This window comes from Vibrio sp. 10N.222.49.A3 (genome assembly GCF_041475145.1).
In the GTDB taxonomy this organism is placed as follows: Bacteria; Pseudomonadota; Gammaproteobacteria; order Enterobacterales; family Vibrionaceae; genus Vibrio; species Vibrio tasmaniensis_A.
On the sequence record NZ_JBFRVM010000085.1, the window covers coordinates 66229 to 89098 of the forward strand.

17 protein-coding genes, 1 pseudogene and 1 riboswitch are annotated in these 22870 nt (G+C 44.0%); of the genes and pseudogenes, 5 read left to right on the forward strand and 13 right to left on the reverse strand.

Going from position 1 to position 22870, the window contains the following annotated elements; genetic code table 11:
* Positions 1-65: 65 nt before the first annotated feature.
* From AB4589_RS16035 to torD, 5 genes are all read right to left on the reverse strand, one after another.
* Positions 66-383, reverse strand: a complete 318-nt coding sequence (locus AB4589_RS16035; protein WP_372101105.1) for a DUF2007 domain-containing protein — start codon at positions 381-383, stop codon at positions 66-68.
* Between the two features lie 110 nt (positions 384-493).
* The gene (locus AB4589_RS16040; protein WP_009846351.1) at positions 494-1174 is read right to left on the reverse strand and encodes a TVP38/TMEM64 family protein; all 681 of its coding nucleotides are present in this window, start codon (positions 1172-1174) and stop codon (positions 494-496) included.
* Positions 1175-1328: 154 nt separating this feature from the next.
* On the reverse strand, positions 1329-1919 hold the full coding sequence (locus AB4589_RS16045) for a TfoX/Sxy family DNA transformation protein (RefSeq protein ID WP_009846352.1): 591 nt from the start codon (positions 1917-1919) through the stop codon (positions 1329-1331).
* A 127-nt stretch (positions 1920-2046) separates the two neighbouring features.
* Positions 2047-2132: riboswitch (cyclic di-GMP riboswitch) on the reverse strand.
* Positions 2133-2302: 170 nt separating this feature from the next.
* Complete coding sequence (purR, locus tag AB4589_RS16050) at positions 2303-3307, reverse strand: HTH-type transcriptional repressor PurR (protein ID WP_012603614.1); 1005 nt, start codon at positions 3305-3307, stop codon at positions 2303-2305.
* A 318-nt stretch (positions 3308-3625) separates the two neighbouring features.
* Positions 3626-4279: a molecular chaperone TorD gene (gene torD, locus AB4589_RS16055; RefSeq protein WP_372101107.1), complete on the reverse strand. Its 654-nt coding sequence runs from the start codon at positions 4277-4279 to the stop codon at positions 3626-3628.
* A gap of 287 nt (positions 4280-4566) precedes the next feature.
* Between torD and torR the strand changes: the two genes are divergently transcribed.
* A complete protein-coding gene (torR, locus tag AB4589_RS16060; RefSeq protein ID WP_009846355.1) occupies positions 4567-5280 on the forward strand; it encodes a two-component system response regulator TorR in 714 nt (237 codons plus the stop codon).
* Between the two features lie 91 nt (positions 5281-5371).
* Here torR and elyC read toward each other — a convergent pair whose 3' ends face one another.
* Positions 5372-6178: an envelope biogenesis factor ElyC gene (gene elyC, locus AB4589_RS16065; RefSeq protein ID WP_009846356.1), complete on the reverse strand. Its 807-nt coding sequence runs from the start codon at positions 6176-6178 to the stop codon at positions 5372-5374.
* 115 nt (positions 6179-6293) lie between these two features.
* On the opposite strand from elyC, the gene cmoM reads away from it, so the two are divergent.
* From cmoM to mukB, 4 genes are all read left to right on the forward strand, one after another.
* A complete protein-coding gene (gene cmoM, locus AB4589_RS16070) occupies positions 6294-7079 on the forward strand; it encodes a tRNA uridine 5-oxyacetic acid(34) methyltransferase CmoM (RefSeq protein WP_372101109.1) in 786 nt (261 codons plus the stop codon).
* Between the two features lie 124 nt (positions 7080-7203).
* Positions 7204-8541: a chromosome partition protein MukF gene (mukF, locus tag AB4589_RS16075; RefSeq protein ID WP_372101111.1), complete on the forward strand. Its 1338-nt coding sequence runs from the start codon at positions 7204-7206 to the stop codon at positions 8539-8541.
* Positions 8522-9328 carry a chromosome partition protein MukE gene (mukE, locus tag AB4589_RS16080; protein ID WP_012603620.1) on the forward strand — a complete coding sequence of 269 codons (807 nt, stop codon included), beginning with the start codon at positions 8522-8524 and terminating at the stop codon, positions 9326-9328. Before mukF ends, mukE begins: the two co-directional genes overlap by 20 nt.
* Complete coding sequence (mukB, locus tag AB4589_RS16085; RefSeq protein ID WP_371710091.1) at positions 9325-13779, forward strand: chromosome partition protein MukB; 4455 nt, start codon at positions 9325-9327, stop codon at positions 13777-13779. Before mukE ends, mukB begins: the two co-directional genes overlap by 4 nt.
* Positions 13780-14090: 311 nt before the next feature.
* On the opposite strand, the pseudogene AB4589_RS16090 reads toward mukB, so the two are convergent.
* The 7 genes and pseudogenes from AB4589_RS16090 to AB4589_RS16120 form a co-directional block, all read right to left on the reverse strand.
* A pseudogene (locus AB4589_RS16090) lies at positions 14091-15983 on the reverse strand (methyl-accepting chemotaxis protein).
* A 364-nt stretch (positions 15984-16347) separates the two neighbouring features.
* Positions 16348-17307, reverse strand: coding sequence for an alpha-L-glutamate ligase-like protein (locus tag AB4589_RS16095; protein ID WP_012603623.1), 960 nt, complete (start codon positions 17305-17307; stop codon positions 16348-16350).
* Between the two features lie 3 nt (positions 17308-17310).
* On the reverse strand, positions 17311-18816 hold the full coding sequence (locus AB4589_RS16100) for an inactive transglutaminase family protein (RefSeq protein WP_009846363.1): 1506 nt from the start codon (positions 18814-18816) through the stop codon (positions 17311-17313).
* A gap of 17 nt (positions 18817-18833) precedes the next feature.
* Positions 18834-19574, reverse strand: a complete 741-nt coding sequence (locus AB4589_RS16105) for an ATP-dependent zinc protease (protein WP_009846364.1) — start codon at positions 19572-19574, stop codon at positions 18834-18836.
* Between the two features lie 265 nt (positions 19575-19839).
* Positions 19840-20811: a tRNA 5-methoxyuridine(34)/uridine 5-oxyacetic acid(34) synthase CmoB gene (cmoB, locus tag AB4589_RS16110; RefSeq protein ID WP_009846365.1), complete on the reverse strand. Its 972-nt coding sequence runs from the start codon at positions 20809-20811 to the stop codon at positions 19840-19842.
* Between the two features lie 182 nt (positions 20812-20993).
* Positions 20994-21722, reverse strand: a complete 729-nt coding sequence (gene cmoA, locus AB4589_RS16115) for a carboxy-S-adenosyl-L-methionine synthase CmoA (RefSeq protein ID WP_122046862.1) — start codon at positions 21720-21722, stop codon at positions 20994-20996.
* 139 nt (positions 21723-21861) lie between these two features.
* Positions 21862-22767: a DUF72 domain-containing protein gene (locus tag AB4589_RS16120; protein WP_269334912.1), complete on the reverse strand. Its 906-nt coding sequence runs from the start codon at positions 22765-22767 to the stop codon at positions 21862-21864.
* Positions 22768-22870 lie beyond the last annotated feature (103 nt).

A 22870-nucleotide genomic window follows, 5' to 3' on the forward strand; every position in this document is an offset into this window, starting at 1 on the left:
TAGCTTCCCGTTTTTATTTGGAGGAGGTATTTGACCGAATCGTGTCTGTAATAACTGAAACTTTGCTATTCAGGCGAAGCAGCGCCGCACTGCCAACAAGACCCGAATTGTGCTTCATTGATTTCATGACACTCACCACAACGCCACTCTTCATAGATGATCGAATCTTGCTGTTTTTGGTAGTCATTGACGATCGTGCGGGCTTTACTAGCGAGTTCTGGCTCATGTAACCATACGTAAGGGTCTGTACCTTCGGTAAATGGGATTTCACCTTTTAAACCAAACAAACCCTCACCACGGACTTCACACGCAATATTCTCACTTTCTAACAATCCACAGATGATATGAGCTTCTGTCGGATTCGATGCACTGAAGATTTTCATTGAAATAGAACCTTATTTGGCTGCATGCGTTATTTAGCTATTTAGCTATTTAGCTATTTAGCTACTTAGCTACTTAGTTACTTAGTTACTTAGTTATTTAGCTATATACGTTACTCAGCGACAGGTGCTGAGCGAAATTTGTTCATTAACCATTTAGCAATAATTGGGAATACACCCAGTAAGGCAAATGACAACAGTACTGAGGGAGACACGATGCCCGAAAGTGAATCAATTTCTGCGAGTTGAGTTCCGGCATTCAAGAAAACGGCGGTACCCGGCAACATACCGATTTGGCTAGTAATATAGTAACGACTCACCGACATCGGTGTTAGACCCATCAATAGATTGATAAGGAAAAACGGGAAAACAGGAATTAGACGTAGCGAGAATAAGTAAAATGCACCGTCTTTTTCAACGCCCTTATTGATGGTGGCTAACTTGTCGCCAAACTTGGTTTGGATCCAGTCACGTAACAAGTAACGACTACTTAAGAAGGCGAGGGTTGCACCAATAGCGCTCGCGAAAGACACCAGCAGTAAACTGTTCCAAAACCCAAACAGCGCAGCGCCTAACAGCGTAACAACGGCAGCGCCAGGAATTGAGAAAGCCGTAATCATGACATACGCGACAAAGTAGATAGCGGCAGCGGCAATGAAATTGCTCTCGATGTAGTCATTCAAAACAGCTTGCTGGGCTTTTGCATTTTCAAGCGTCAAGTACTGGCCGAAATTGACGCCTAACAAGACGATGGTTATGACCAACACAATACCCAATATCATTTTTTTACTCATTGATACTTCCTCTAAATTTTCAATGCATACCATTAGTTTTTAAATGTATACCACTAGTATAGATAGACAGGCAAAGCATAGAATAACTTTCACCAGATATAAAAAAAGCCGCAAAAATGCGGCTTAGTTATCTAGATAGTTTGCACTGACAATGTTAATTGACGTGATTGATAAGCTCTTCACGACGTTGCTGCGGTATAACAGACCAATGTGTACCATTGATCGCGCCTTCTAGGGCCCATAACAGTTCAATACTGACAGAAGACGCGTGCGATTCTTTGATGGCGTTAAATGCGTTTACAGAGCCAGATTCATATAAACGTTCTACAGAATCGATCCCTGCCTTTTTCAACATCCGCTCGGTGGCGAGTCGAAGGTTAGGCAGATCTTTGAGTCGAGTTGGTTTAGCAGAAGATTGTTCAGCTTTCTCTTCTTTAGCAAAACCTAGAGACGTAGTCGCAAGCTGCAAGATTTTCTCTTGGTCTTGCCATAAGCCTTCAGGTAAAGCGAAATATTTAGTAACGACAGGAAAACCACGTTTTTTGTAGACGTACGGTTGAAATCCTTGTTGTTCGAATTGTTGCGTTGTGCATTTGTCAGCTCGTATATGCAACTGGTCATTCACAACCAGGGCAAACATAGTGTCATCAGCAAAAAGCCCGAATCCACCAAACATTGAGCGTGACTTAATTTTTCCTAGGGGCTCAAATAATTTCATTGAGTCCTTTAGTATCGGTTTATCCATGTTATTTATCTCGGTGTATTTGAACTACGCCACCAAATAAGCAGGTCCGAGAGATTAGCAAAATGTTGCAATTAAATTGTCAATAGGCTGTAAATTACTAAAGTATTAGTAGTTACTGCATTTTGCCATCGGTAACCCCGCTACCATACCAACGAGTGGTTTAGGCCGGAAGCTTTGCGTCCCACTTTTTCAAGTGGTTTGCCCTGTGCGTGACTGGGTTATTAGAATAAAGTTTTTGTTGAATTAGGCTCACACTTCTTATTTCAAAATGTGATGTTGCTTCAATTAATGATCTTTGAATTATGCATGCAAGTGCACTTTGTTTGTTGAGGAAAAAAACGCACCTAAAGGTGCGCTTGATTAAACTAAACTCATTACATCAATTAATTTAACGTTTTAACTGTACTTCGCTCAACAATTTCAGGGTGCATTTCGAAGACGCGTTTCTCGTGGTCTTTGTCTTTTATACGCTCTAGTAGTATTTCGAATGCATTTTTACCAACACGGCGCTTAGGTTGGTGAACCGTCGTTAACGGTGGAGAGAAGTATTCAGCCAATTCTATGTTGTCGTAACCGATCACTGAGATATCTTCAGGAATACGAATACCTTTTTCTTGTAATCGGCTCATCAGTCCTAATGCCATCGTGTCGTTAAAACAGAATACTGCGGTTGGGCGCTCTTCCATCTCAATGATTTGGTCAGCAGCAATCACAGCTGTGTCACATTCAAAGTTGCCTTCGATGATCATATTTTCATCGGCAGTAATCTTCGCTTCATTGAGTGCGCGCTTGTAACCTGAGATGCGTTCAACACACGCTGCTTTGTCTAAGTGGCCACTTAAACATGCAATCTTGGAGTGACCGCGCTCAATGAGGTATTTGGTTGCTAGGTAGCCACCTTCTTCAGAGTTATCGATGATCTTATCAGCCTGAGAGCTTTCAGGGCCCCAGTCCATGATAACTTTAGGGATGTCTGCGTGACGGTCTAACATCTCTCTTAGTTCTTCAGTCAGGTCAGAACACATAACTAAGATGCCATCTACACGTTTCTCTGCAAGCATTCGAATGTAGTCACGTTGCTTTTCGTAGATACCGCCCGTATTGCACAAGATCAAAGTGTAACCTTGACGGTAGCAGTAGCTCTCAACACCATCGATAACTTCAGAGAAAAATAGGTTAGTTGATTGAGTCACTAGCATACCGATGGTGCGTGTTGTATTGCACTTCAAACTACGAGCAACGGCACTTGGCGCATAGTTCAGTTCGTCTACGGCTTTGTTTACTTTTTCTTGAGTCGCTTCAGCAACAAAGCGAGTTTTGTTGATTACGTGAGAAACGGTTGTTGTTGATACGCCGGCTAAGCGTGCGACATCTTTTATAGTGGCCATGTTTTTATCCTATTAGAAGCTACTTTCCCAAAGTACGGAATGAAGTAGCCGTTAAGCTACCTAACTAAGAGCTTAAATTTGTAGGGCTCTTTGGGTACTAAAGTGCTAAAAAACAAAAAACCGCTATTGAGCGGCTTGTCTTAACACCGAAATGCTCTGAACTTCAATAAGTGTAGCATTTCGTGAATGTTTCATATTTTATCGTTTGCGGTCACAATTTTAGACTGACTAGAAATTACTCGCAATAAAATTCACCCAGAAATCCGGGTGAATGGTCACAATTCTATTGAATTTATTTATCGAGTCGTCAAAAAAAGCTTATTCGCCAGCTAGGTATTGAGTGTCTAATTTACAGAATGCCAATAGCAGGGATGAGACTGATGCGTAGAAACCGAATGTGTCAATGTCATGACATTTAACGTTGAACTTTGGTACCCAAGTAAGAAGTTGTTGCTCGATAAATTGCTGTTGAACAATGAAGGATTTCTCTAGTTCTTCTTCAAGCTCAGTTTCGTTTGAACGAATGATTAGGTTACCTAGAAAATCGAGTTCGATAGCGATATGGTCAGCTGGTTCTTTTAGGTCTTGGTTCACCACTAAGTTGTGTTTAGCCATGATCTCTTCCATATCTTTTGCTGGCTTATCGTTCAATAGGCCAGTCTGGCCGATATACATAGAAGCGTAAGGAAGTGCGCCATGTTTATCAGTCTTTAAGAATAAGTCACAGAAGTCAGCAGACAATTCTAATTGAGCATCTTCACGTGTTTGTAGACGGTTGAGCGCATCCACTAAGCTATCAATCGCCGGCTTTAGTGTTTCATTTTCACCTAAACCAGTTAGGAAAGAACGAATTTCAACAGAGTGAGAGTGGTAGTGATCGAGTTCTTCTTGAGTGAGCTCTTTAGCGAACAAGCTTGATAGCCACCAGTATATTTCTGCTCGTTGTTCGTTGAATGCTTTCGTATCTTTCATTTCTTAGATCCTGATTTAGTCTTGTGGTGTGTGTATACCTAGCATCGTCGAGTGATTTATGTATAGGCACACCAAGGCTGAATAACAAGGTTATTTGCGAAACGCAAAGTTACTCGTTAGTAGTAATGCCTATATTGAATTGCGATGGGCGACAAATAGCAAGGTTTAAGATTGTCTTGTATCAAAAAAAAATCATGTTTCTGGCTTTTATCTTCTGTAGTACTAGAATTGTTACGAGTTATGAATAGAATGGTCACTGAAACTATTAAATAAGAAAAGTGGTGTAGATGAGCTATCACGTATTAGTCGTAGAAGATGATGTGGTAACCCGAAGTAAACTGGTTGGATATTTCCAGAATGAAGGTTACACAGTGAGCGAAGCTGAAAGCGGGGCTCAAATGAGAAAAATGTTAGAAGAAAATAACGTTGACCTCATTATGTTAGACATCAACTTGCCAGGCGAAGATGGATTGATGCTAACTCGCGAATTACGCAGTCAATCAGACATTGGAATAATTTTAGTTACTGGACGCACGGATAGCATTGACAAGATCGTTGGCCTTGAAATGGGCGCAGACGATTACGTTACTAAACCCTTCGAACTTCGCGAGTTGTTGGTTCGAGTTAAAAACCTCTTGTGGCGTATTTCGGCTGCTCGTAAAACTGCAGCGGTTGCGGTAGAACAAACAGAAGACGAATCTGTGGTTCGTTTTGGTGAATGGACGTTTGATATACCTCGCCGTGCGCTAAGCAAGAACAGCGAGCCGGTGAAATTGACCAAAGCTGAATATGAACTATTGGTTGCACTCTCTTCTTACCCTAACCAAGTGTTAAGCCGTGAACGTATTTTGAATATGATCAGCCATCGAGTAGACGCGCCGAATGACCGCACTATCGACGTGTTAATCCGTCGTATGCGTGCAAAAATGGAGTTTGACCCTAAGAATCCACAAATTTTTGTGACGGTTCACGGTGAAGGTTACATGTTTGCTGGTGACTAATTTCCCGTGGAAAGCTGATTTCAGTAACGATACTTGAACGTAAAAAACCGAGACATCAATGATGCCTCGGTTTTTTTTGTTACTGAACTTTTTAATTGTTTACCGTCGGAGTACTGCTCTCGACAGGGTCATTACTTGTGTCTAGCCAATCTCGCAAGCTTTGCCAAACTAATCCCATCGTCTCATGCCAATAGCGCTCAGTCTGCTCGAGATAGATAGCCTTAGGCATATACTTATTCCATGGTTCAACAATCCCTTCTTGTGCAAGGTAGTTGGTTGGAGCTGGTAATGGTTTCATGCCCGCGGCATTGAATTCATTAAGTGCGCGAGTCATATGGCTAGCTGATGTCACGAGCACCATTTTCTTATTCTTAACGAATGCAGCGGCTTGGCGAGCTTCTTCCCACGTATCTTTCGCAGTTTCAAGCAGAATGATATCGGGTTTTGCCACGCCGAGTGCTAGCGCTACTTTAGCCATCATTTTGGCGTTGCTCACCTCAGTGCCTGCGCCATAACCAGACAAAATGAGTTTAGCTCCAGGGTAAAGACGTAAGATACGAATCCCTTCACTTAAGCGCATCAGACCGGTGCGGCTAAGTTCTGATGTTGGTGGGATTTGGTCATCAACAACGTGACCACTTCCAAGAACCATAATGTAATCGACGGTATCATCGATAGGTAAAAAAGCGGTGTGTTGCCTTTCCATTGGCATTAAAAGTTGACTAGAAACAGGCTGGAAAGCGATTAGGAAAATACCACAGAGGGCTGAAAGGGTAATTAGGCAACCTGTCTTCCTTTTTGCAGTAAACATCACTAGGGCTAAACCCAGAAAAGCGAGAATTAACATTGCTGGCAGTGGCATCAGTAACGAAGACACTACTTTTTTCAGCTCAAACATATCCGAATAGTCCGAAAAAACATCACTTAGTAATAAAAAGAGACATCGCCTCTTTATTCCTGAAATTCCTGTGACAGAATAGCAGGCACGATAGGACATAATAACTCAAGTAGCCGTGACTGAAGACCGTAATTTCGACGATATTGCCCACAAATTTGCAAAAAACATATACGGCTCTGACAAAGGAGAGATCCGTCAGTGCATCGTATGGGAAGATTTAGAACAAGCTTTGAGCAAGTTTGATCAATCCGCTTCGCCGCTGCATGTCCTTGATGCAGGCGGTGGACTTGCACAGATGTCACAAAAAATTGCGACACTAGGCCACAACGTTTCTCTGTGCGACCTCTCCTCTGAAATGTTGAAGCTCGCAGAAGAAAGTATCAGCGAAGCGGGTTTGCTCGAGCAATATCGATTTATTCATTCTCCGGTACAAAAAGTGGCAGAGCATCTCGAAGAGAAAGTCGATTTTGTGATGTTTCATGCCGTAATGGAATGGCTAGCAGACCCCAAACAGGCACTTGATTTATTGTTGGAACAAGTAAAACCCGGTGGTATTGCCTCGATAATGTTTTACAACCACTATGGTTTAGTCCTGAAAAATGTGATTTGTGGCAACATTCCTCATGTATTGAATGGGATGCCACATCGAAAAAGGTTTAAGCTGCAACCACAAAAAGGCTTGAAGCCTGAAGAGGTTTATCAATGGATAGAAGACGCTGGTCTAGATATCTGTGGTAAATCAGGCATTCGCTCTTTCAGTGACTACATAGGTAATATGGAGTACATGGGTGATTACCAATTTGAAGATGTGTTGGAACTAGAGAAACAGCTATGTCGCCAAGAACCATATCTGTCGCTAGGCCGTTATATTCACGTTTGGGCTCAAAAACCTGCGCAATAACAGCGGTGAATGTGGTAAAAGAAGCCACAACATGCGCTATGCCATCGTAAGAAGCCGCGTCATAAAGAAATAGGCGTCATATCTAATACGTTCGATATGACGAACAACAGTAACAGGAACCACAATGAGTGAAATGACTCAAACTGCCGAAGAGCAGCCAATTGATGAGTTGGTGGGCTGGGTCAAGCAGCATGATTTTTCATTAAACTTGCCACCAGAGCGCTTAGCATTTTTGATTGCTATCGCCGTATTAAGCAATGAAAGGTTCGATGAAGAGTTGGGCGAGGGTGAACTGCACGATGCATTCACTATTGTCACTCGACTGTTTGAAGATACTGGCGAAGCGTCTGCGTTTCGTGCCAACAACGCTATCAATGAGTTGGTTAAACAGAAGTTGATCAGCCGCTTTACCAGCGAAATCACAGATGGTGCAAGCATTTATCGCTTATCGCCATTGGCGATTGGTATCTCAGATTATTACTTACGTCACCGCCAGTTTTCTAAATTAAAACTGTCTCTCCAGCTTTCTATGGTTGCCGATGAGATGGCAAAAGCCATTGAAGCCGCCCAGAAAGGTGGAACTCCGGGACATTGGAGAAGGAATGTGTACGGCGTGCTCAAGTATTCTGTTGGCGAAATTTTTGATCAGATCGATCTCAACCAGCGGGTTATGGATGAACAGCAACAAACCGTCAAGCAGCAAATTGCGGATCTGTTAAATAAAGATTGGCGAGAAGCAATCAACAACTGTGAGTCTTTGCTATCAGAAACCTCAGCCACGCTAAAAGAGTTGCAAGACACCTTGCAAGCGGCGGGTGATGAACTGCAAACCCAGATTCTTGATATTCAAGAAATTGTTTATGGTGAGGATGAGCTCGAGTTCGTTGGCGAAACCCTATTTGGTTTGCAAATGAAGCTAGACCGAATCACCAGTTGGGGCCAACAAGCGATTGATTTGTGGATTGGCTACGATCGCCACGTGCATAAATTTATCCGTACCGCGATCGATATGGATAAAAACCGTGCCTTTAGCCAACGCTTGCGTCAGTCAGTCACTGACTACTTTGATGCGCCTTGGTTATTGACCTACGCAGACGCAGAAAAACTCACGGATCTTCGCGATGAAGCACTTGTGCTCCGTGATGACGAAGTGATGGGGCAAGCCCCAATCGACGTAGAATACGAAGAATTTGAGCAAGTGAACGATCTACTTTCAGAACGAATCGGAGATATGTTGAAAGCTCACAAACAGCAAGGTGCGCCAATTGATCTTGGCCTTGTGCTGCGTGATTACCTCGCAGCGCACCCTCGCACACACCATTTTGATTTAGCCAGAATTGTTGTCGACCAAGCCGTTCGCTTAGGTTACTCAGAGTCTGACTATCAGGCTATTCAGCCAGATTGGCAGGCAATCAACGATTTCGGTGCAAAGGTACAAGCAAATGTCATTAACAAGTACTGATGATTACATGCCAGAGAAACTGGTAAAAGCGATAGCGAACCCATTGTTTCCTGCGCTAGATAGCATGTTGCGTTCAGGCAAGCATGTTTCAACAGAAGACCTCGATAACCATGCGTTGCTTTCTGATTTTGAAGTTGAGCTTCAGCATTTTTATCAACGCTACAATACGGAACTGGTAAAAGCGCCTGAAGGTTTCTTCTATCTGCGCCCGCGTTCTACGTCTTTAATTGGTCGTAGTGTGTTGTCTGAGCTCGACATGCTGGTTGGCAAAGTATTGTGTTTCTTATACCTAAGCCCAGAGCGTTTGGCTCATGAAGGCATCTTCACCAATCAAGAGTTGTTTGATGAACTGATGTCGTTAGCGGATGAGAAAAAACTCATGAAGCTAGCAACCAACCGTGCGTCTGGTTCTGACTTAGACAAAGAAAAGCTGTTTGAAAAAGTACGTACTTCTTTACGCCGTTTACGTCGTATCGGCATGCTGATCGTGATTGGTGAAACAGGTAAATTCCGTATCAGCGAAGCGGTGTTCCGTTTTGGTGCGGATGTTCGTGTTGGCGATGATATGAAAGAAGCGCAATTACGACTTATTCGTGATGGTGAAGCTGTTGTTCATACTCAAGAGCCTAACCAAGGTAGCTTGTTGAATGAAGAACAAGCAGAAGCCGTATCAGAAATAGATTTAGACGTAGACGAAAACGGTCAACAAGATATTTTTAACGATCAAGCCGGCTTTGACCTTGAGTCAAGCGATGGCGAACAAACAAAAGTAGAAGGTGAAGCATGATTGAAAGAGGTAAGTATCAATCATTAACCATGATCAACTGGAACGGTTTCTTTGCACGTACTTTTGATATCGATGGATTGGTTACAACGCTTTCTGGCGGTAACGGTGCGGGTAAGTCGACCACAATGGCGGCATTCATCACTGCACTTATTCCTGACCAAAGCCTTCTGCATTTCCGTAACACAACGGAAGCGGGTAGCTCACAGTCATCACGCGATAAAGGCCTTTACGGTAAGCTTCAGCCGGGTGCATGTTATGCCGCGCTAGATGTTGTGAACTCTCGTAATCAACGCCTATTGTTTGCAGTAAAACTGCAGCAAGTTGCGGGTCGTGATAAGAAGGTCGACATCAAACCGTTTGTAATCCAAGGCCTTCCAAGCCATGTGAAGCCAACGGATGTATTGATTCAGAACGTTTCAGACAGCCACGCTCGTGTGTGTCAACTGAACGACGTGAAAGCAGCGGTAGCACAATATGAAGGGGCGCACTTTAAAGCTTTCTCTTCTATTGTTGATTACCACTCACAGATGTTTGAGTACGGTGTTGTTCCTAAGAAACTGCGTAATAGCAGTGACCGTTCTAAGTTCTACCGTTTGATTGAAGCATCACTTTACGGCGGTATCTCAAGTGCGATTACACGTTCTCTGCGTGATTACCTTCTGCCGCAAAATGGCGGTGTGAAGAAAGCATTCCAAGATATGGAATCAGCACTGCGTGAAAACCGCATGACGCTAGAAGCGATCAAAACGACTCAGTCGGATCGTGACCTGTTCAAGCACTTGATCACTGAATCTACGAACTACGTGGCAGCTGACTACATGCGCCATGCGAATGATCGCCGTAATAAGCTTGATCAAACCATGAAGTTCCGTGGTGAACTGTTTGGTTCTCGCGAAACCTTGCTTGATCAAAACAACTTGTTGAACCGCGTTCAAGAAGAGCTCGAACTGCTGGTGGATCAAGAGTCAGCGCTAGAGCAAGATTACCAAGCGGCTTCGGATCATCTTCAATTGGTTCAAACAGCACTTCGTCAGCAAGAGAAAATTGCTCGTTACAGCGAAGATCTAGAAGAGCTTAATGAGCGCCTAGAAGAGCAGATGATGGTGGTTGAAGAAGCTCAAGAGCGAGTACTTCTTGCTGAAGAACAGGCAACCATAACTGAAGAAGAAGTGGATAGCCTGAAAACTCAGCTTGCTGACTACCAACAAGCGTTGGATGTTCAGCAGACTCGTGCGCTTCAATACCAGCAAGCGGTTCAAGCATTAGAGAAAACTAAACAGCTACTTGGTGATGAGTCTATTACGGCAGAAAGCGCATTAACTCTGGTTTCTGAACTAAAAGCACAAGAAGAATCAAGCACTCAAACGCTACTGTCTACTAAACATAAGCTAGACATGTCCTCAGCTGCGTCTGCACAGTTCGACAAAGCACTGTCTCTTGTTAAAAGCATCGTTGGTGACGTTGAGCGTAAAGAAGCGTCTAACAGTGCTAAGCAAGCGTTAGAAAAAGGCCGTAACGCAAAACACGTTGTTGAAAACGAACAGCAATGGCGTGCTCAGCACCGCGACATGGCTCGTGATGTGGCGCAGCAGCGTCAAGCAAAAGAGCTTGCGACTGAATACCAAAAGCAACACAACATCTCACTGACTGACGAAGCGGTTTTCGATGAAGAACGTGAACGCCATGCAATGCAGATCGATTCTCTTGAGTACGCTCAAGAAGAGCTGCGTGAAGCGAAGAGTGAGCAACGTCGTGTGCAACAAAACCACGACCAAGAGATTCAAAAACTTGAGTCTATTGCTCCAGCGTGGATCACGGCGAACGACGCACTTGAAGCCCTAAGAGATCAAACAGAAGCTGAGCTAGAAGATAGCCAAGCAGTAATGACTCAAATGCAGCAAGTGCTTGAAGACGAAAAATCTCAAGCGGTAGCGAAAGATCAATTGGCGACGCGCCGTTCTGAACTTGAACAAGAGATAGAGCGTTTAGCTTCTCCGGGTGGCTCTAACGATCCTCGCCTGAAAGGTCTGGCGGATACGCTTGGTGGCGTGCTGCTTTCTGAGATCTACGATGACATCACGATTGGCGATGCACCGTACTTCAGTGCGATGTACGGCCCGGCTCGTCACGCAATTGTGGTTTCGGACCTTGATGGCATTAAAGAGAAGCTGGTGGATCTTGATGATTGTCCAGAAGATCTTTACATCCTAGAAGGCGATGTAGACGCGTTTGATGACAGCTCGTTCAATGCCGATGAGCTTGAAGGTGCGGTGTGTGTTCAGCTGAACGATCGCCAAATGCGTTACTCGCGCTTCCCTGAGATTCCATTGTTTGGCCGTGCGGCTCGTGAGCAACGCCTAGAGAAATTGCGTGAAGAGCGTGACGTTGTGGTAGAAAACCATGCCAAAGCTGCGTTTGACTCTCAGAAACTGAATCGCCTATACCAAGCATTTAACAGCTTTGTTGCGAAGCATCTGCACGTTGCGTTTAACGCAGATCCAGAACAAGCACTGGCTGCTATTCGTGATAAGCGTAATCAAATTGTTCGTTCTCTGGCTGAGCTTGACTCTAAAGAGCAACAACAACGCAGTCAGCTTCTACAAAGTAAGCAAGCACTTGGTGCACTGGACAAATTGGCACCAATGGTTCGTATTCTTGAAGACGAAACATTAGCTGAGCGTCTCGCTGAATTAGAAGCACAACTAGAGCGTTTAAGCGAAGCTAAGTCTTACTTGAACACTCATGGCAAAGCGCTTACTTCATTGGAGCAAATCGTTTCTGCACTCGATGCTGACCCAGAGCAATTCGAAGCTTTGGAAGCCGAGTATCGTCAGGCGGACAGCGCGTTACAAACTCTAAAAGGTAAAGTGTTTGCTCTTTCTGACTTAATCGAACGTCGTCACTACTTTGCTTACGCAGATTCTGTTGACCTGCTTAACAAGAGCAGCGAACTGAGCGAACAACTGAAAGCGAAGTTGGTTCAAGCAGAACAAGCACGAGCTAAAGGCCGCGATGGCTTGAAGCAAGCTCGCGAACAGATGAACCAGTACAACCAAGTATTGGCAGCATTGAAGAGCTCGCACCAAGCGAAGCAAGAGACGGTTCAAGAGTTCAAGCAAGAGCTACAAGAGTTCGGTGTTAACGCTGATGAAGGTGCTGAAGAGCGCGCGGTTCGTCGTCGTGACGAGCTTCAAGAGCGTTTGCATACTTCTCGTAGCCGTAAGAGTGAATACGAACGCACGATTACCTCAACTGAACTTGAGATGAAAGCGCTGGCTAAGCGTCTTAAGAAAGTTCAGAAAGAGTACACAGAGCTTCGTACCTTCGTTGTTGCAGCAAAAGCCGGCTGGTGTTCAGTACTGCGTTTAGCTCGTGAGAATGACGTTGAACGTCGTCTGCACAAACGTGAACTGGCTTATTTAACGGCGGGCGAACTTCGCTCTATGTCGGATAAATCACTGGGTGCGCTACGTCTGGCTGTAGCCGACAATGACGACCTGCGTGATTCGCTGCGTCTCTCTGAAGACAACGCACATCCAGAGCGTAAGGTTCTGTTTTACATTGCGGTTTACCAACACCTTCGAGAGCGCATTCGCCAAGACATCATTCATACCGATGATCCGGTTGAAGCAATCGAAGAGATGGAAGTAGAGCTAGCTCGACTAACAGAAGAACTGACGCAGCGTGAAAACCGCTTAGCGATCAGCTCTGAGTCGGTAGCAAGTATCATAAAGAAAACGATTCAGCGCGAGCAGAACCGTATTCGTATGCTCAACCAAGGTCTGTCGAATATCTACTTTGGTCAGGTTAAGGGCGTGCGTCTGAACGTTAAGATCCGTGAAAGCCACGAGATCTTGCTATCAGGGCTAGCGACTCAACAAGATCAACACAAAGATTTGTTTGAATCAACGCGCTTTACCTTCTCTGAAGCGATGGCGAAGTTGTTCCAACGTGTCAATCCACATATCGATATGGGTCAACGTTCTCCGCAAGTTCTTGGTGAAGAGTTACTGGATTACCGTAACTACCTAGAGCTGAGTGTTGAAGTTAACCGTGGTTCAGACGGTTGGTTACAAGCGGAATCGGGTGCATTGTCTACGGGTGAGGCGATCGGTACGGGTCAGTCAATCCTATTGATGGTTATTCAGAGCTGGGAAGAGGAATCTCGTCGACTTCGTAGTAAAGACATCGTTCCATGTCGTTTGTTGTTCCTTGATGAAGCCGCTCGTCTGGATTCTAAGTCGATCTCTACGCTGTTTGAACTGTGTGACCGTTTAGGTATGCAACTTCTGATTGCTGCGCCAGAGAACATTAGCCCAGAGAAAGGTACAACCTACAAACTGGTACGTAAGGTCTTCAAAGACCACGAACACGTACACGTTGTTGGTCTGCGTGGTTTTGCTCAAAACAAACCGGTATCTCCTGTTCAAGAGCTTATCGAAACCCCTTAGAAGCGTAATCTATCTACCGTAAATTAATAGCCTCGAAGTATACACTTCGGGGCTTTTTTTGTTTGGCAGCTTCACGGGTCTCGTATTCTTTTGGTGAGGGTGAGGGTGAGGGTGAGGGTGAGGGTGGTATTCCTGAGCTATTTATAATGACTGACTGTGATTGGCATGACTCAGCCTGAACTTATTACCATATAAAAAACCGCCTTCTCAGAAGAGAAGGCGGTTTTAATTACGTTATCTTTTTTTAAGCCGAAGATTTTGATACTTAGGCTTTAACGTATAGGTTGTCGGTACGTTTAGCTTATCTAAGATTAGATCTTAAACATCTTTATCGTTTGATGCAGTTCGTCCGAAACATTATTAACATTTTGCGCTGTTTGAACATTTTGCTGGACGTCATCGACAGTCGCTCGCGCCAAATCATTTACATTCACTACATTTTCGTTGATTTCAACGGCTACTTGCGATTGTTCTTCCGCTGCCGCTGCAATCTGGTTGTTCATGTCTTGAATTGTCCCAATCTCATGCTGAATAGTATTCAGCATTTGACTCGCTTGATCTGACTTTTCACGAGTTACTTTAGCTGTTTCCGCATTTTCAACCATAAGCTCAACAGATTGTTTTGCTTGAGTTTGAAGTGATGAAATCATGGTTTGTATTTCGTTCGTGCTTTCTTGTGTCTTGTTAGCGAGGTTACGCACCTCGTCAGCCACGACGGCGAAGCCGCGACCTTGCTCACCCGCTCGAGCTGCTTCAATTGCTGCGTTTAATGCCAGCAAGTTTGTTTGCTCAGCAATACCTCGGATAACATCAAGTATGCTACCTACATTTTGAGTTTCTTTTTCAACACCAAGAATCGAATCTTGAACCTGCTCAATATTCGTTACAAGTAAGCTGATTTGCTGGTTCATGTCACCCACAGTCTCAAGACCTGACTGAGATGAAAGGCTTGCCTCATTGGATGATGATGATGCCTGCATCGCATTTTGAGCCACTTCCGCAACAGTCGCGGTCATCTGATTCATCGCGGTTGCAACTTGCTCTAGCTGCATCATTTGCTCTTCTGATGAGGTACTTAACTGATTTGACGAGGTCTCAAGAGATGAAGATTGTGATGAGAGAGAGTTTGAAGACTGCTCAATATTGCCAATAATGCCTTGGAGGTTACCTGCCATTTCAAGAGTTGAACGGTAGATCCCCGTTTCATCGCCATTTAATTTAGGGATGTTGGTCAGGTCTCCTGCCGAAATTCGACTAACAAGAGCTTCGATGTATTGTGGCTCTCCGCCAATAGGACGATACATTAATCGGGTGACTAATAAGAATGTTATTCCGGTTGCCATAACCGCGAAAATTAGACCAACTACAGTATTTATTTTCACCATCGCGTTTGAAGGCGCCTCAATGTCGTCCCAACTTGCCCAAGCTCAGGTATTCCAACCTAATGACTCAATTTGAGACGAAACGACATAAAAGTCGCCTTTATCTGGAACATTGTAAGAGTGCTCACTGGTCATCTTACTACCGTGTTCACGGTATGATGGTCGAAGATCGTAGATATTTTTACCAATAAAATCTTCATAGCTAGCGGCAACAAGGAAACCATCTTGGCGAGAGACAAATAAGTTTGGCACTTCAGATAGCTCGTTTATATAGTCTGTAATATCACTCATTTTAAGACTAAGGCCAATAACAGCTTTCGTTTCGCCTCTGGCTTTAAAAGGAATAACAACCGACATGGTTAAATGCCCTGTTGTTGCTAGGTAAGGGTTAGTTACTGATCGTTTTGCACCTGAAAACCCAAGGTTGAACCATTCGCGTTGTTTTTGCTTAGCATTAAAGTTAGGAATGATACCTTGATTTTTAACGTCGTAAGTTTTGCCATCAGGAAGACCGATGTAAATATTAAGAACACCAAGAGATTCTTTACTGTTCGTCATCATTTTCAACAGCATCGGGTTGATCATGATGTTACCGGATCTATCAGTATGGATACTGGTTGAAATGCTTTCCAAAGCGCCGAAATACGCTTCCATTTTCCCTTCGACAGCTTTGGCTACAAGAAACGATTTCGTAGACAAGTTATGACGGTAGTCATCCGTGGTGGCAGACTTAAATTCGAAATATCCTATCGTAGATATAACTAAAATCGTTAAACAGATTAGGCCGCTAATTGTTAGCATAATCTTATTTTTGACGGTCATCAGAGCATTTCCTTAACAGTTGTTGCTTATTTTATTGACTAAATTATCCGTATGCTAACATAGGGTTACAATTTATTTGTTGGTCGTTTTGTAAGGGAACGTCGTTACAAACAAGCAGTGTGAATACTTATGCGTGGGATTTACAGTGAATAGGGTATCTACACAAATTTGATGGGTTTTAATTGATTTTGATGGTGCGTATTTTTCTACTTCCTAGGCGGAATTAGCACAAATAAGTACCTTTTAATCTATTTTTGGTGTGAATATGTTGCTGAAGTAAGCGTATAGAAAGGATTGGGATGCAAGGGGAGATAACCCCAAACACCCCAAATTTTGGCCTAAAATTTAAGTGACAAAATTTTGACTAGTTGTGACCGAACTGTTTTGCAGCGTAAGCAACACGCTCCGCAGGTTTTGGATATTCAGCAGGCGTGCCAAGGTTTTCAATATGATGCAGTCTAGGAAGTAGCCCCGCGCCGTTCGCGATTTGGATAGCTAAACCAGGTCGAGCATTAAGTTCTAGTACCATAGGGCCTTCTTCTTGGTCTAATACCATGTCAGTACCCATATAGCCTAAGCCCGTCATTTCCCAAGCACTTGATGCTAGAGTTAACAGCTTTTCCCAGTGAGGAACTTGTAATAACGCGAGTTCTTTACCCGTATCTGGATGGTGTGTAACAGGCTGGTCGAACTGAACCGCTCGAACCGCTTTACCTGTCGCAATGTCTATACCCACACCAACAGCACCTTGGTGCAAGTTAGCTTTACCATCTGAATCTGAAGTGGACAGACGCATCATCGCCATCACAGGGTAGCCTTTGAATACGATGATTCGTACGTCTGGCACACCTTCGTAGCTGAAGCCTTCAAAACACTCATCAAACTTGATGAGGTTTTCAACTACGGCCACATCGTTCTTGCCACCCAGTGAGAAAAGGCCCGCGAGCGCGTTACTGATATGGCGCTCTACATCTTCTTCATTGATAGTAGAACCCGATGGTTTGGTGTAAACGCCATCTTTATGAGAGATCACAACAAGGATGCCTTTACCACCACTGCCTTGAGCGGGCTTGATTACAAAACCCGGCCACTCTTTAACCATCTTGTGGATTGTTTTTACTTCAGCTTGGTGACTAATAACGCCAATAAGCTTTGGCACGGTGGCGCCAGCCTGTTCAGCAATGATTTTAGTCTTAAGCTTGTCATCAACGAGTGGGTACTTGGAACGATCATTGTAGCGGCCAATATAACTATGGTTACGCTTGTTCATTCCCATTATGCCTTTGTCTTTCAACTTAAACGGTGAAGTAAATTGATCAAACATAACTTAGTCCTCCGCTAGCGGTTTAAAGCGACGAAGCTCGGTTAGACGGTAGCCTGTGTAGTTACCTAGTAACAAGATGGTCGCTAGAATAACAAGCTGTAAACCAATAAAGTTAAACGTTAAGTGCTGAATGAACGGGTTAGTCATACCTAAGTAAACAAGCACCGCGGTAAATAGAGAGCCACCACCTTGAAGTACAACTTCTTTCGCGCCTTCTTCTTCCCAAAGGATAGACATACGTTCGATAGTCCAAGACAAGATAATCATTGGGAAGAACGTAATTGATAGGCCTTCTGTAAGTCCGATTTTAAATGCGACTACAGTAAATATCGAAATAATCATAATTACTGTAATAATTACAGCGGATATTCTGGCCACGAGCAATAGGTTGAGTTTGGATAAGTAACTTCGAATTACAAGACCGGTACCTACAATCAGTAGGAAGCCAACAATACCGGTAACCAACTGTGTTTGAACGAATGCCACGGCAATCAGAACGGGCATGAACGTACCAGAAGTCTTAAGACCTATGATGACACGTAGGAACACAACAATCAGAGCACCGATAGGAATCAGCATGATGGTTTTAAACATCGCTTGCTCTTCTAGCGGCAGACTATGAATGGAAAGGTTTAACAGTTGATCCGCTGATACTTTACTGTTGGTTGCTTCAGTTGGAGTAACTTCCTGAGCAATCATAGAGAAGTGAACTTTACTGTTCTGACCGCCAACCACGTCTAATAGAGATACATTTGATTCATCCCAAATTAGCAGGTTTGGTTGAACTTGCTGCTCGCTAGATTCAGGAGAGAATAGAACCCACTGGTTATTATCCCAAATTTGGTTCATGTGTTGGATTGATTGGCGACGACGTCCGTCTTCCAGTTCAATAACACCGACGACTTTGTTGTGGATTTTAGCGGCAGAAAGTAGCTTGTGTGTCGCTTCCACTTTGGTCATGTTATTCAGAATCAGCGCTGAGTTTTGGCTGTCTGGATCGTTAAGCGTTTTGATTAACTCACGAGTAAAGGTGATGTTGTCTGCTGAGCGCTTGGTTGCTCTGTCAATCAAAGCAAGGGCCGCGGCTTCTTCAGGACCATCAAAGCTTGGTTGAGCCACATCACCTTCTGGAGGTGTTGAGGTAACGTTCGCTTGGCTATCGACTAAGAACTGTGTCTTGTAGTAGATAGTCTGCGGACCATCTGCGTGACGAATTGACCACTCAGCACGGCGACCTGAATCTGTATTCAAGTACGAAATGCCATAGCCTGGTGATGAAGCTGACTCGCCGATAAGTGTAAAGTTAGACTGTGTGTGAGGTGCGGCTAGTGAAACTTTTGCTTCTTTGCCCACTGCATTGAATTCGATACGAGCTTCAATGTCCCAAACCTGATTAGTTTCGCCTGGAGTCCAGGGTACACCGTAGGTTGTATGTCTGAACATACTCAGAGTTATACCTGCCACGATGAGCAGGAATATAGAAATATAAAATGGAATTCTTGACGTCATAGCTTACCCTACTATTGTTATTTAACTTCCGTTTGTACGTACTTTTTACTTACATCTACTAGCGCTATGTCTTTGATAAATTCGCGCCCTAGTAATACAGGGTGACTCATTTGAGAGCGATCCGCCAATGTAAATTGCGCTTTTTCATGGATTTTTCCGACTTTTACCCATAATTCGATCACAGCTCGACGTTCTGTTTGATCATTCGTCGATTGACGGATTTTCACATAACGTACAACGGGCGCTTCGATCCATTTTTGGTCTTCTTTTGCTTGTGCTTTATCTGCCAAATGGAACTTAACCCAATCTTTACCGTTGCGTTCGAATTCTTTGATGTCGACGGCATTTAAAGAAGAGGTGGTTGCGCCAGTATCAACACGAGCATCGAAGCTTTGTTTGATAGAGTCGATCGATACTTTTTCAATACCGCCTAGAATAGTCGGCTGTGATGTAGGAGCGGTAGGTGCAGCTGCAACGGCAACAGGCTCGGCTTCTTTTAGCTCTTCAATGACCCTGTGTTCCATACTGGTCAGGTGAACATCTAATTGACTAGAAAGAGTGGTAATTTCGTCTTCCAAGCTTTCAATATAATCACTTTGATTACTTAGCTGCAGTTCAAGATTTTGAACCTTGTTTGCGATGTTTGTCTCTGAGCGGGAAATAGCGTCGAGAGTTTCTTGATGGTAGGTAGCACCGCTCGTGAGGGTGCAACCAGAGAGCAAACCAACCGCCACGATAGGCGATAATCGCTTAAACATATAAAAACCTTTGGAAATTAGAGAATAGTTCAGACTATTTAGAAGTTTATCCCACAAAAAAGGATGCGTGAAGCATCCTATTGTAAGAGTCTGGTCATATTGAATCGCAATGTGAGCGCTACGAAAATTATTGTCACTTAAGGGCGCTCACTTATTAAACATGAGCGCAACTTTTGTACAATTAGTTCTCTTTTTTATCAAAATTCCCACATATAAATAACGGTGGCTGTATGACGACAGAGCTTATGGTTTTGTGTAACAGAGCTTAAGGTTTTGTCGCTACTAGAATCGCACGCCTTGGTGCTGGGTGACCTTCTACGGTTTTACTTGGATCATTAGGGTCTAAGTAATCCGGTAGAGAGTTGTGTGTCATCCACTCCGTTGTGCGTTGTTCGCCAATCGTTGTAACATTTTCATCAACGATACGCACGTCTTCAAAGCCTACCTGTTCAAGCCAGCGTTTCAGTGCGCGTGCAGATGGGAAGAAGTAAACGTTTCTCATTTGCGCGTAGCGATCTACAGGCACAAGAACAGCGTTTTCGTCACCTTCAATCACTAACGTTTCAAGTACCAGTTCGCCACCAGATACCAATTGGTCTTTTAGTTGAATCAAATGATCAAGTGGTGAACGGCGGTGGTAAAGCACGCCCATGCTGAATACAGTGTCGTAAGCTTCCAGTTTTGGCAGTTGCTCAATACCTAGAGGTAATAGGTGAGCACGTTGGTCGTCGCCCATCAATTTACGAATGGCTTCAAACTGAACCAAGAATAAGTGAGAAGGGTCGATACCCACCGTTAAGCGAGCACCTTCACCTAGCATGCGCCACATGTGGTAGCCGTTGCCACAACCTACATCGAGAACCGAACGGTTTTTCAATGGAGAGATATGTGGAAGCACACGATCCCATTTCCAGTCACTGCGCCATTCTGTATCGATGTGAATGTCGTGAACTGTGTAAGGGCCTTTTCTCCAAGGGTGGAAAGTCTTCAGTAAGCTTTCTAACTTTTTAAGTTCACCCGTGTGGAACGGTGTAGAGCTGCCAATCGTCACTGAGTTTTTCAGATCAACTTGATCAGGCACACCTTGCGGGATTTTATTCAGTGCACGTAACCAACGGTCGAAGTCGCCGTGTTCTGCATTTTGCCAATCCGTCAGCTGTTGAGGAAGAACATTAAGCCACGGCTGAAGGCGAGTGTCTTGGGCAATGAGTTGATAAAAATTGGCAAAATTAAACATAGTTTTTCACTGAGTTAATAGGGTCAATAAACCCTAAAATAGAAATTAAATTTGTCATTCCCTACAGTGAGGGACGAACATGATAGGGAGTCTCGGTTTATCGTACTTGATAGAGATCCCCAACTCGCTCGTTCCTCGCTCTTGAGGATGACGTTTTAGTACGAGCTGACTGGGTATGTGCGCTATTTAATCGCGAACATTGAACCGAAGTTGAAGCATTGGAACCACACTTCGCTACTTGAGAAGCCAATCTTTTCAAAACGTTGCTTGTGAACTGTAATCGAGTCAGGACGCATCACGTTTTCAATTGCGCTACGTTTCTGGCTGACTTCTAGCTCGCTGTATCCGTTAGCACGTTTGAAATCATGGTGCAGGTCGATAAGCAGTTCATTTGAGCTTTCGTCTTCGAATACGTACTTTTCAGAAAGGATTAAGATTCCGCCCGGGCGTAAGCCTGCATGAATTTTTTCAAGCAGAGAGTATCGGTCGTCAGGAGACAGAAATTGCAGTGTAAAGTTAAGCACCACAACAGAGGCGTCTTTGATTTCCACTTCACGGATGTCGGCTTCAATCACTTCTACCGGTGTGTCACTGCGGTAGGCGTTTACATGCAGCTTACAGCGTTCAACCATGGCTTCTGAATTATCGATAGCGAAAATCGTGCAGCCTTCTTGCTGAATGTGACGACGCATAGAAAGTGTCGCAGCACCAAGCGAGCAGCCAAGGTCGTAAATATTTGAATGTGGCTTTACAAAGCGTTCAGCCAGCATGCCGATTGCAGAGATGATATTGCTATAGCCAGGCACCGAGCGTTGAATCATATCCGGAAATACTTCAGCAACCCTTGCATCAAAGGTGAAGTCTCCAATTTTATCAATAGGAGCGGAAAAGATATTGTCTGTGTTGCTCATGGCATTTTCTCTCGACAGTCAGCGTAATTGGCACAAAATTCATACCAAATAAAAGGGGACGTATTTTACGTAAAAAAAGCGCGGCTGTCACGAAAACTGAGATTGATGAAAGTGAACGCTTGTTAGTAGTTGTTTACTATCAAAACATCGAGATTTGATGGTCGCCTTTTTGAGCAGGAAACTCCGCCAAATTAGGCAAGGTTATCTTTGTGTGTTCAGCAACTTGCGTCTGTAATTGCTTATAGATAGCAATCGCCAACTCAGGGGCGTGATTATTGTCTGGGGTGTGGATCATTAAATAAGGTTGTTTTCCTTCGTCTAACCAAGTCGGTAATTTCGCGAACCAAGGTTTAAAGAAAGCCAGATTGTGTTCCTGATCTGGATGACCAATAAAGCGAACCATCGGATTGTTTGCCGTCGCAATGGCATGAACCGGAACACGTGGTTTCTTTTGATGCGCGTCGATCACCGCTTCTGTGGTTGGTGGTGCGGAGAAAACAGGACGGCTATCCATAATGATGCGATTGATCCCTTCTTCTATTAACCAATGATTGAAACGTTTTTCGGCATCGCCTTTATCAAAGAAACCAAGGTGACGAACTTCAACGCCGAGCTGCATGTCTTTTGGAAACAAGGTACAAAATTTTTGCAGGGCAGGAAGCATGCTGGGTTCGAAGCTATGGGGCAATTGAATCGTCCACTGACCAATGCGCCTATGTAGGGGCGACATGGTGAGCAGAAATTCTTTGAGTTCGGCTTGGCAATGTTTTAAGTGCTGCTGGTGGGTGATGAACTTAGGCAGCTTAAAAGTAAACTTGAAATCATCGTGACTCGCGGCTTTCCAGTTATTGACCGTTGAGACACTGGGTGTCGCATAGAAAGTCGTGTTGCCTTCAACGGTATGAAAAACTTGGGTGTATTTTTCTAAGCGCTCAGCGGGTTTTGTTCCTTTACCATAGAACTGACTTTGCCACTCGGAATGAGACCACATTGTTAACCCAAGTCTTAGAGGTAAAGTTTCTGTTGTTATTACACGAGCATCCATCTATTACACCGTTATTTATCACGCCATCAGTCATTACAAAAAGTTTTTGGGTTGAAATTAGGGCGTGTTGATCTTTCGAGCTGGTTTTTGCAGCGAGTTGCTG

Excerpts from the sequence above, each read along its gene's own strand:
- mukB (WP_371710091.1), top strand. The coding sequence starts at position 9,325 with ATGATTGAAAGAGGTAAGTATCAATCATTAACCATGATCAACTGGAAC.
- AB4589_RS16040 (WP_009846351.1), bottom strand. The coding sequence starts at position 1,174 with ATGAGTAAAAAAATGATATTGGGTATTGTGTTGGTCATAACCATCGTC.
- AB4589_RS16105 (WP_009846364.1), bottom strand. The coding sequence starts at position 19,574 with ATGTTTAAGCGATTATCGCCTATCGTGGCGGTTGGTTTGCTCTCTGGT.
- AB4589_RS16045 (WP_009846352.1), bottom strand. The coding sequence starts at position 1,919 with ATGGATAAACCGATACTAAAGGACTCAATGAAATTATTTGAGCCCCTA.
- torD (WP_372101107.1), bottom strand. The coding sequence starts at position 4,279 with ATGAAAGATACGAAAGCATTCAACGAACAACGAGCAGAAATATACTGG.
- mukE (WP_012603620.1), top strand. The coding sequence starts at position 8,522 with ATGTCATTAACAAGTACTGATGATTACATGCCAGAGAAACTGGTAAAA.
- cmoA (WP_122046862.1), bottom strand. The coding sequence starts at position 21,722 with ATGAGCAACACAGACAATATCTTTTCCGCTCCTATTGATAAAATTGGA.
- elyC (WP_009846356.1), bottom strand. The coding sequence starts at position 6,178 with ATGTTTGAGCTGAAAAAAGTAGTGTCTTCGTTACTGATGCCACTGCCA.
- cmoB (WP_009846365.1), bottom strand. The coding sequence starts at position 20,811 with ATGTTTAATTTTGCCAATTTTTATCAACTCATTGCCCAAGACACTCGC.
- torR (WP_009846355.1), top strand. The coding sequence starts at position 4,567 with ATGAGCTATCACGTATTAGTCGTAGAAGATGATGTGGTAACCCGAAGT.
- mukF (WP_372101111.1), top strand. The coding sequence starts at position 7,204 with ATGAGTGAAATGACTCAAACTGCCGAAGAGCAGCCAATTGATGAGTTG.
- AB4589_RS16120 (WP_269334912.1), bottom strand. The coding sequence starts at position 22,767 with ATGGATGCTCGTGTAATAACAACAGAAACTTTACCTCTAAGACTTGGG.
- AB4589_RS16095 (WP_012603623.1), bottom strand. The coding sequence starts at position 17,307 with ATGTTTGATCAATTTACTTCACCGTTTAAGTTGAAAGACAAAGGCATA.
- AB4589_RS16035 (WP_372101105.1), bottom strand. The coding sequence starts at position 383 with ATGAAAATCTTCAGTGCATCGAATCCGACAGAAGCTCATATCATCTGT.
- purR (WP_012603614.1), bottom strand. The coding sequence starts at position 3,307 with ATGGCCACTATAAAAGATGTCGCACGCTTAGCCGGCGTATCAACAACA.
- AB4589_RS16100 (WP_009846363.1), bottom strand. The coding sequence starts at position 18,816 with ATGACGTCAAGAATTCCATTTTATATTTCTATATTCCTGCTCATCGTG.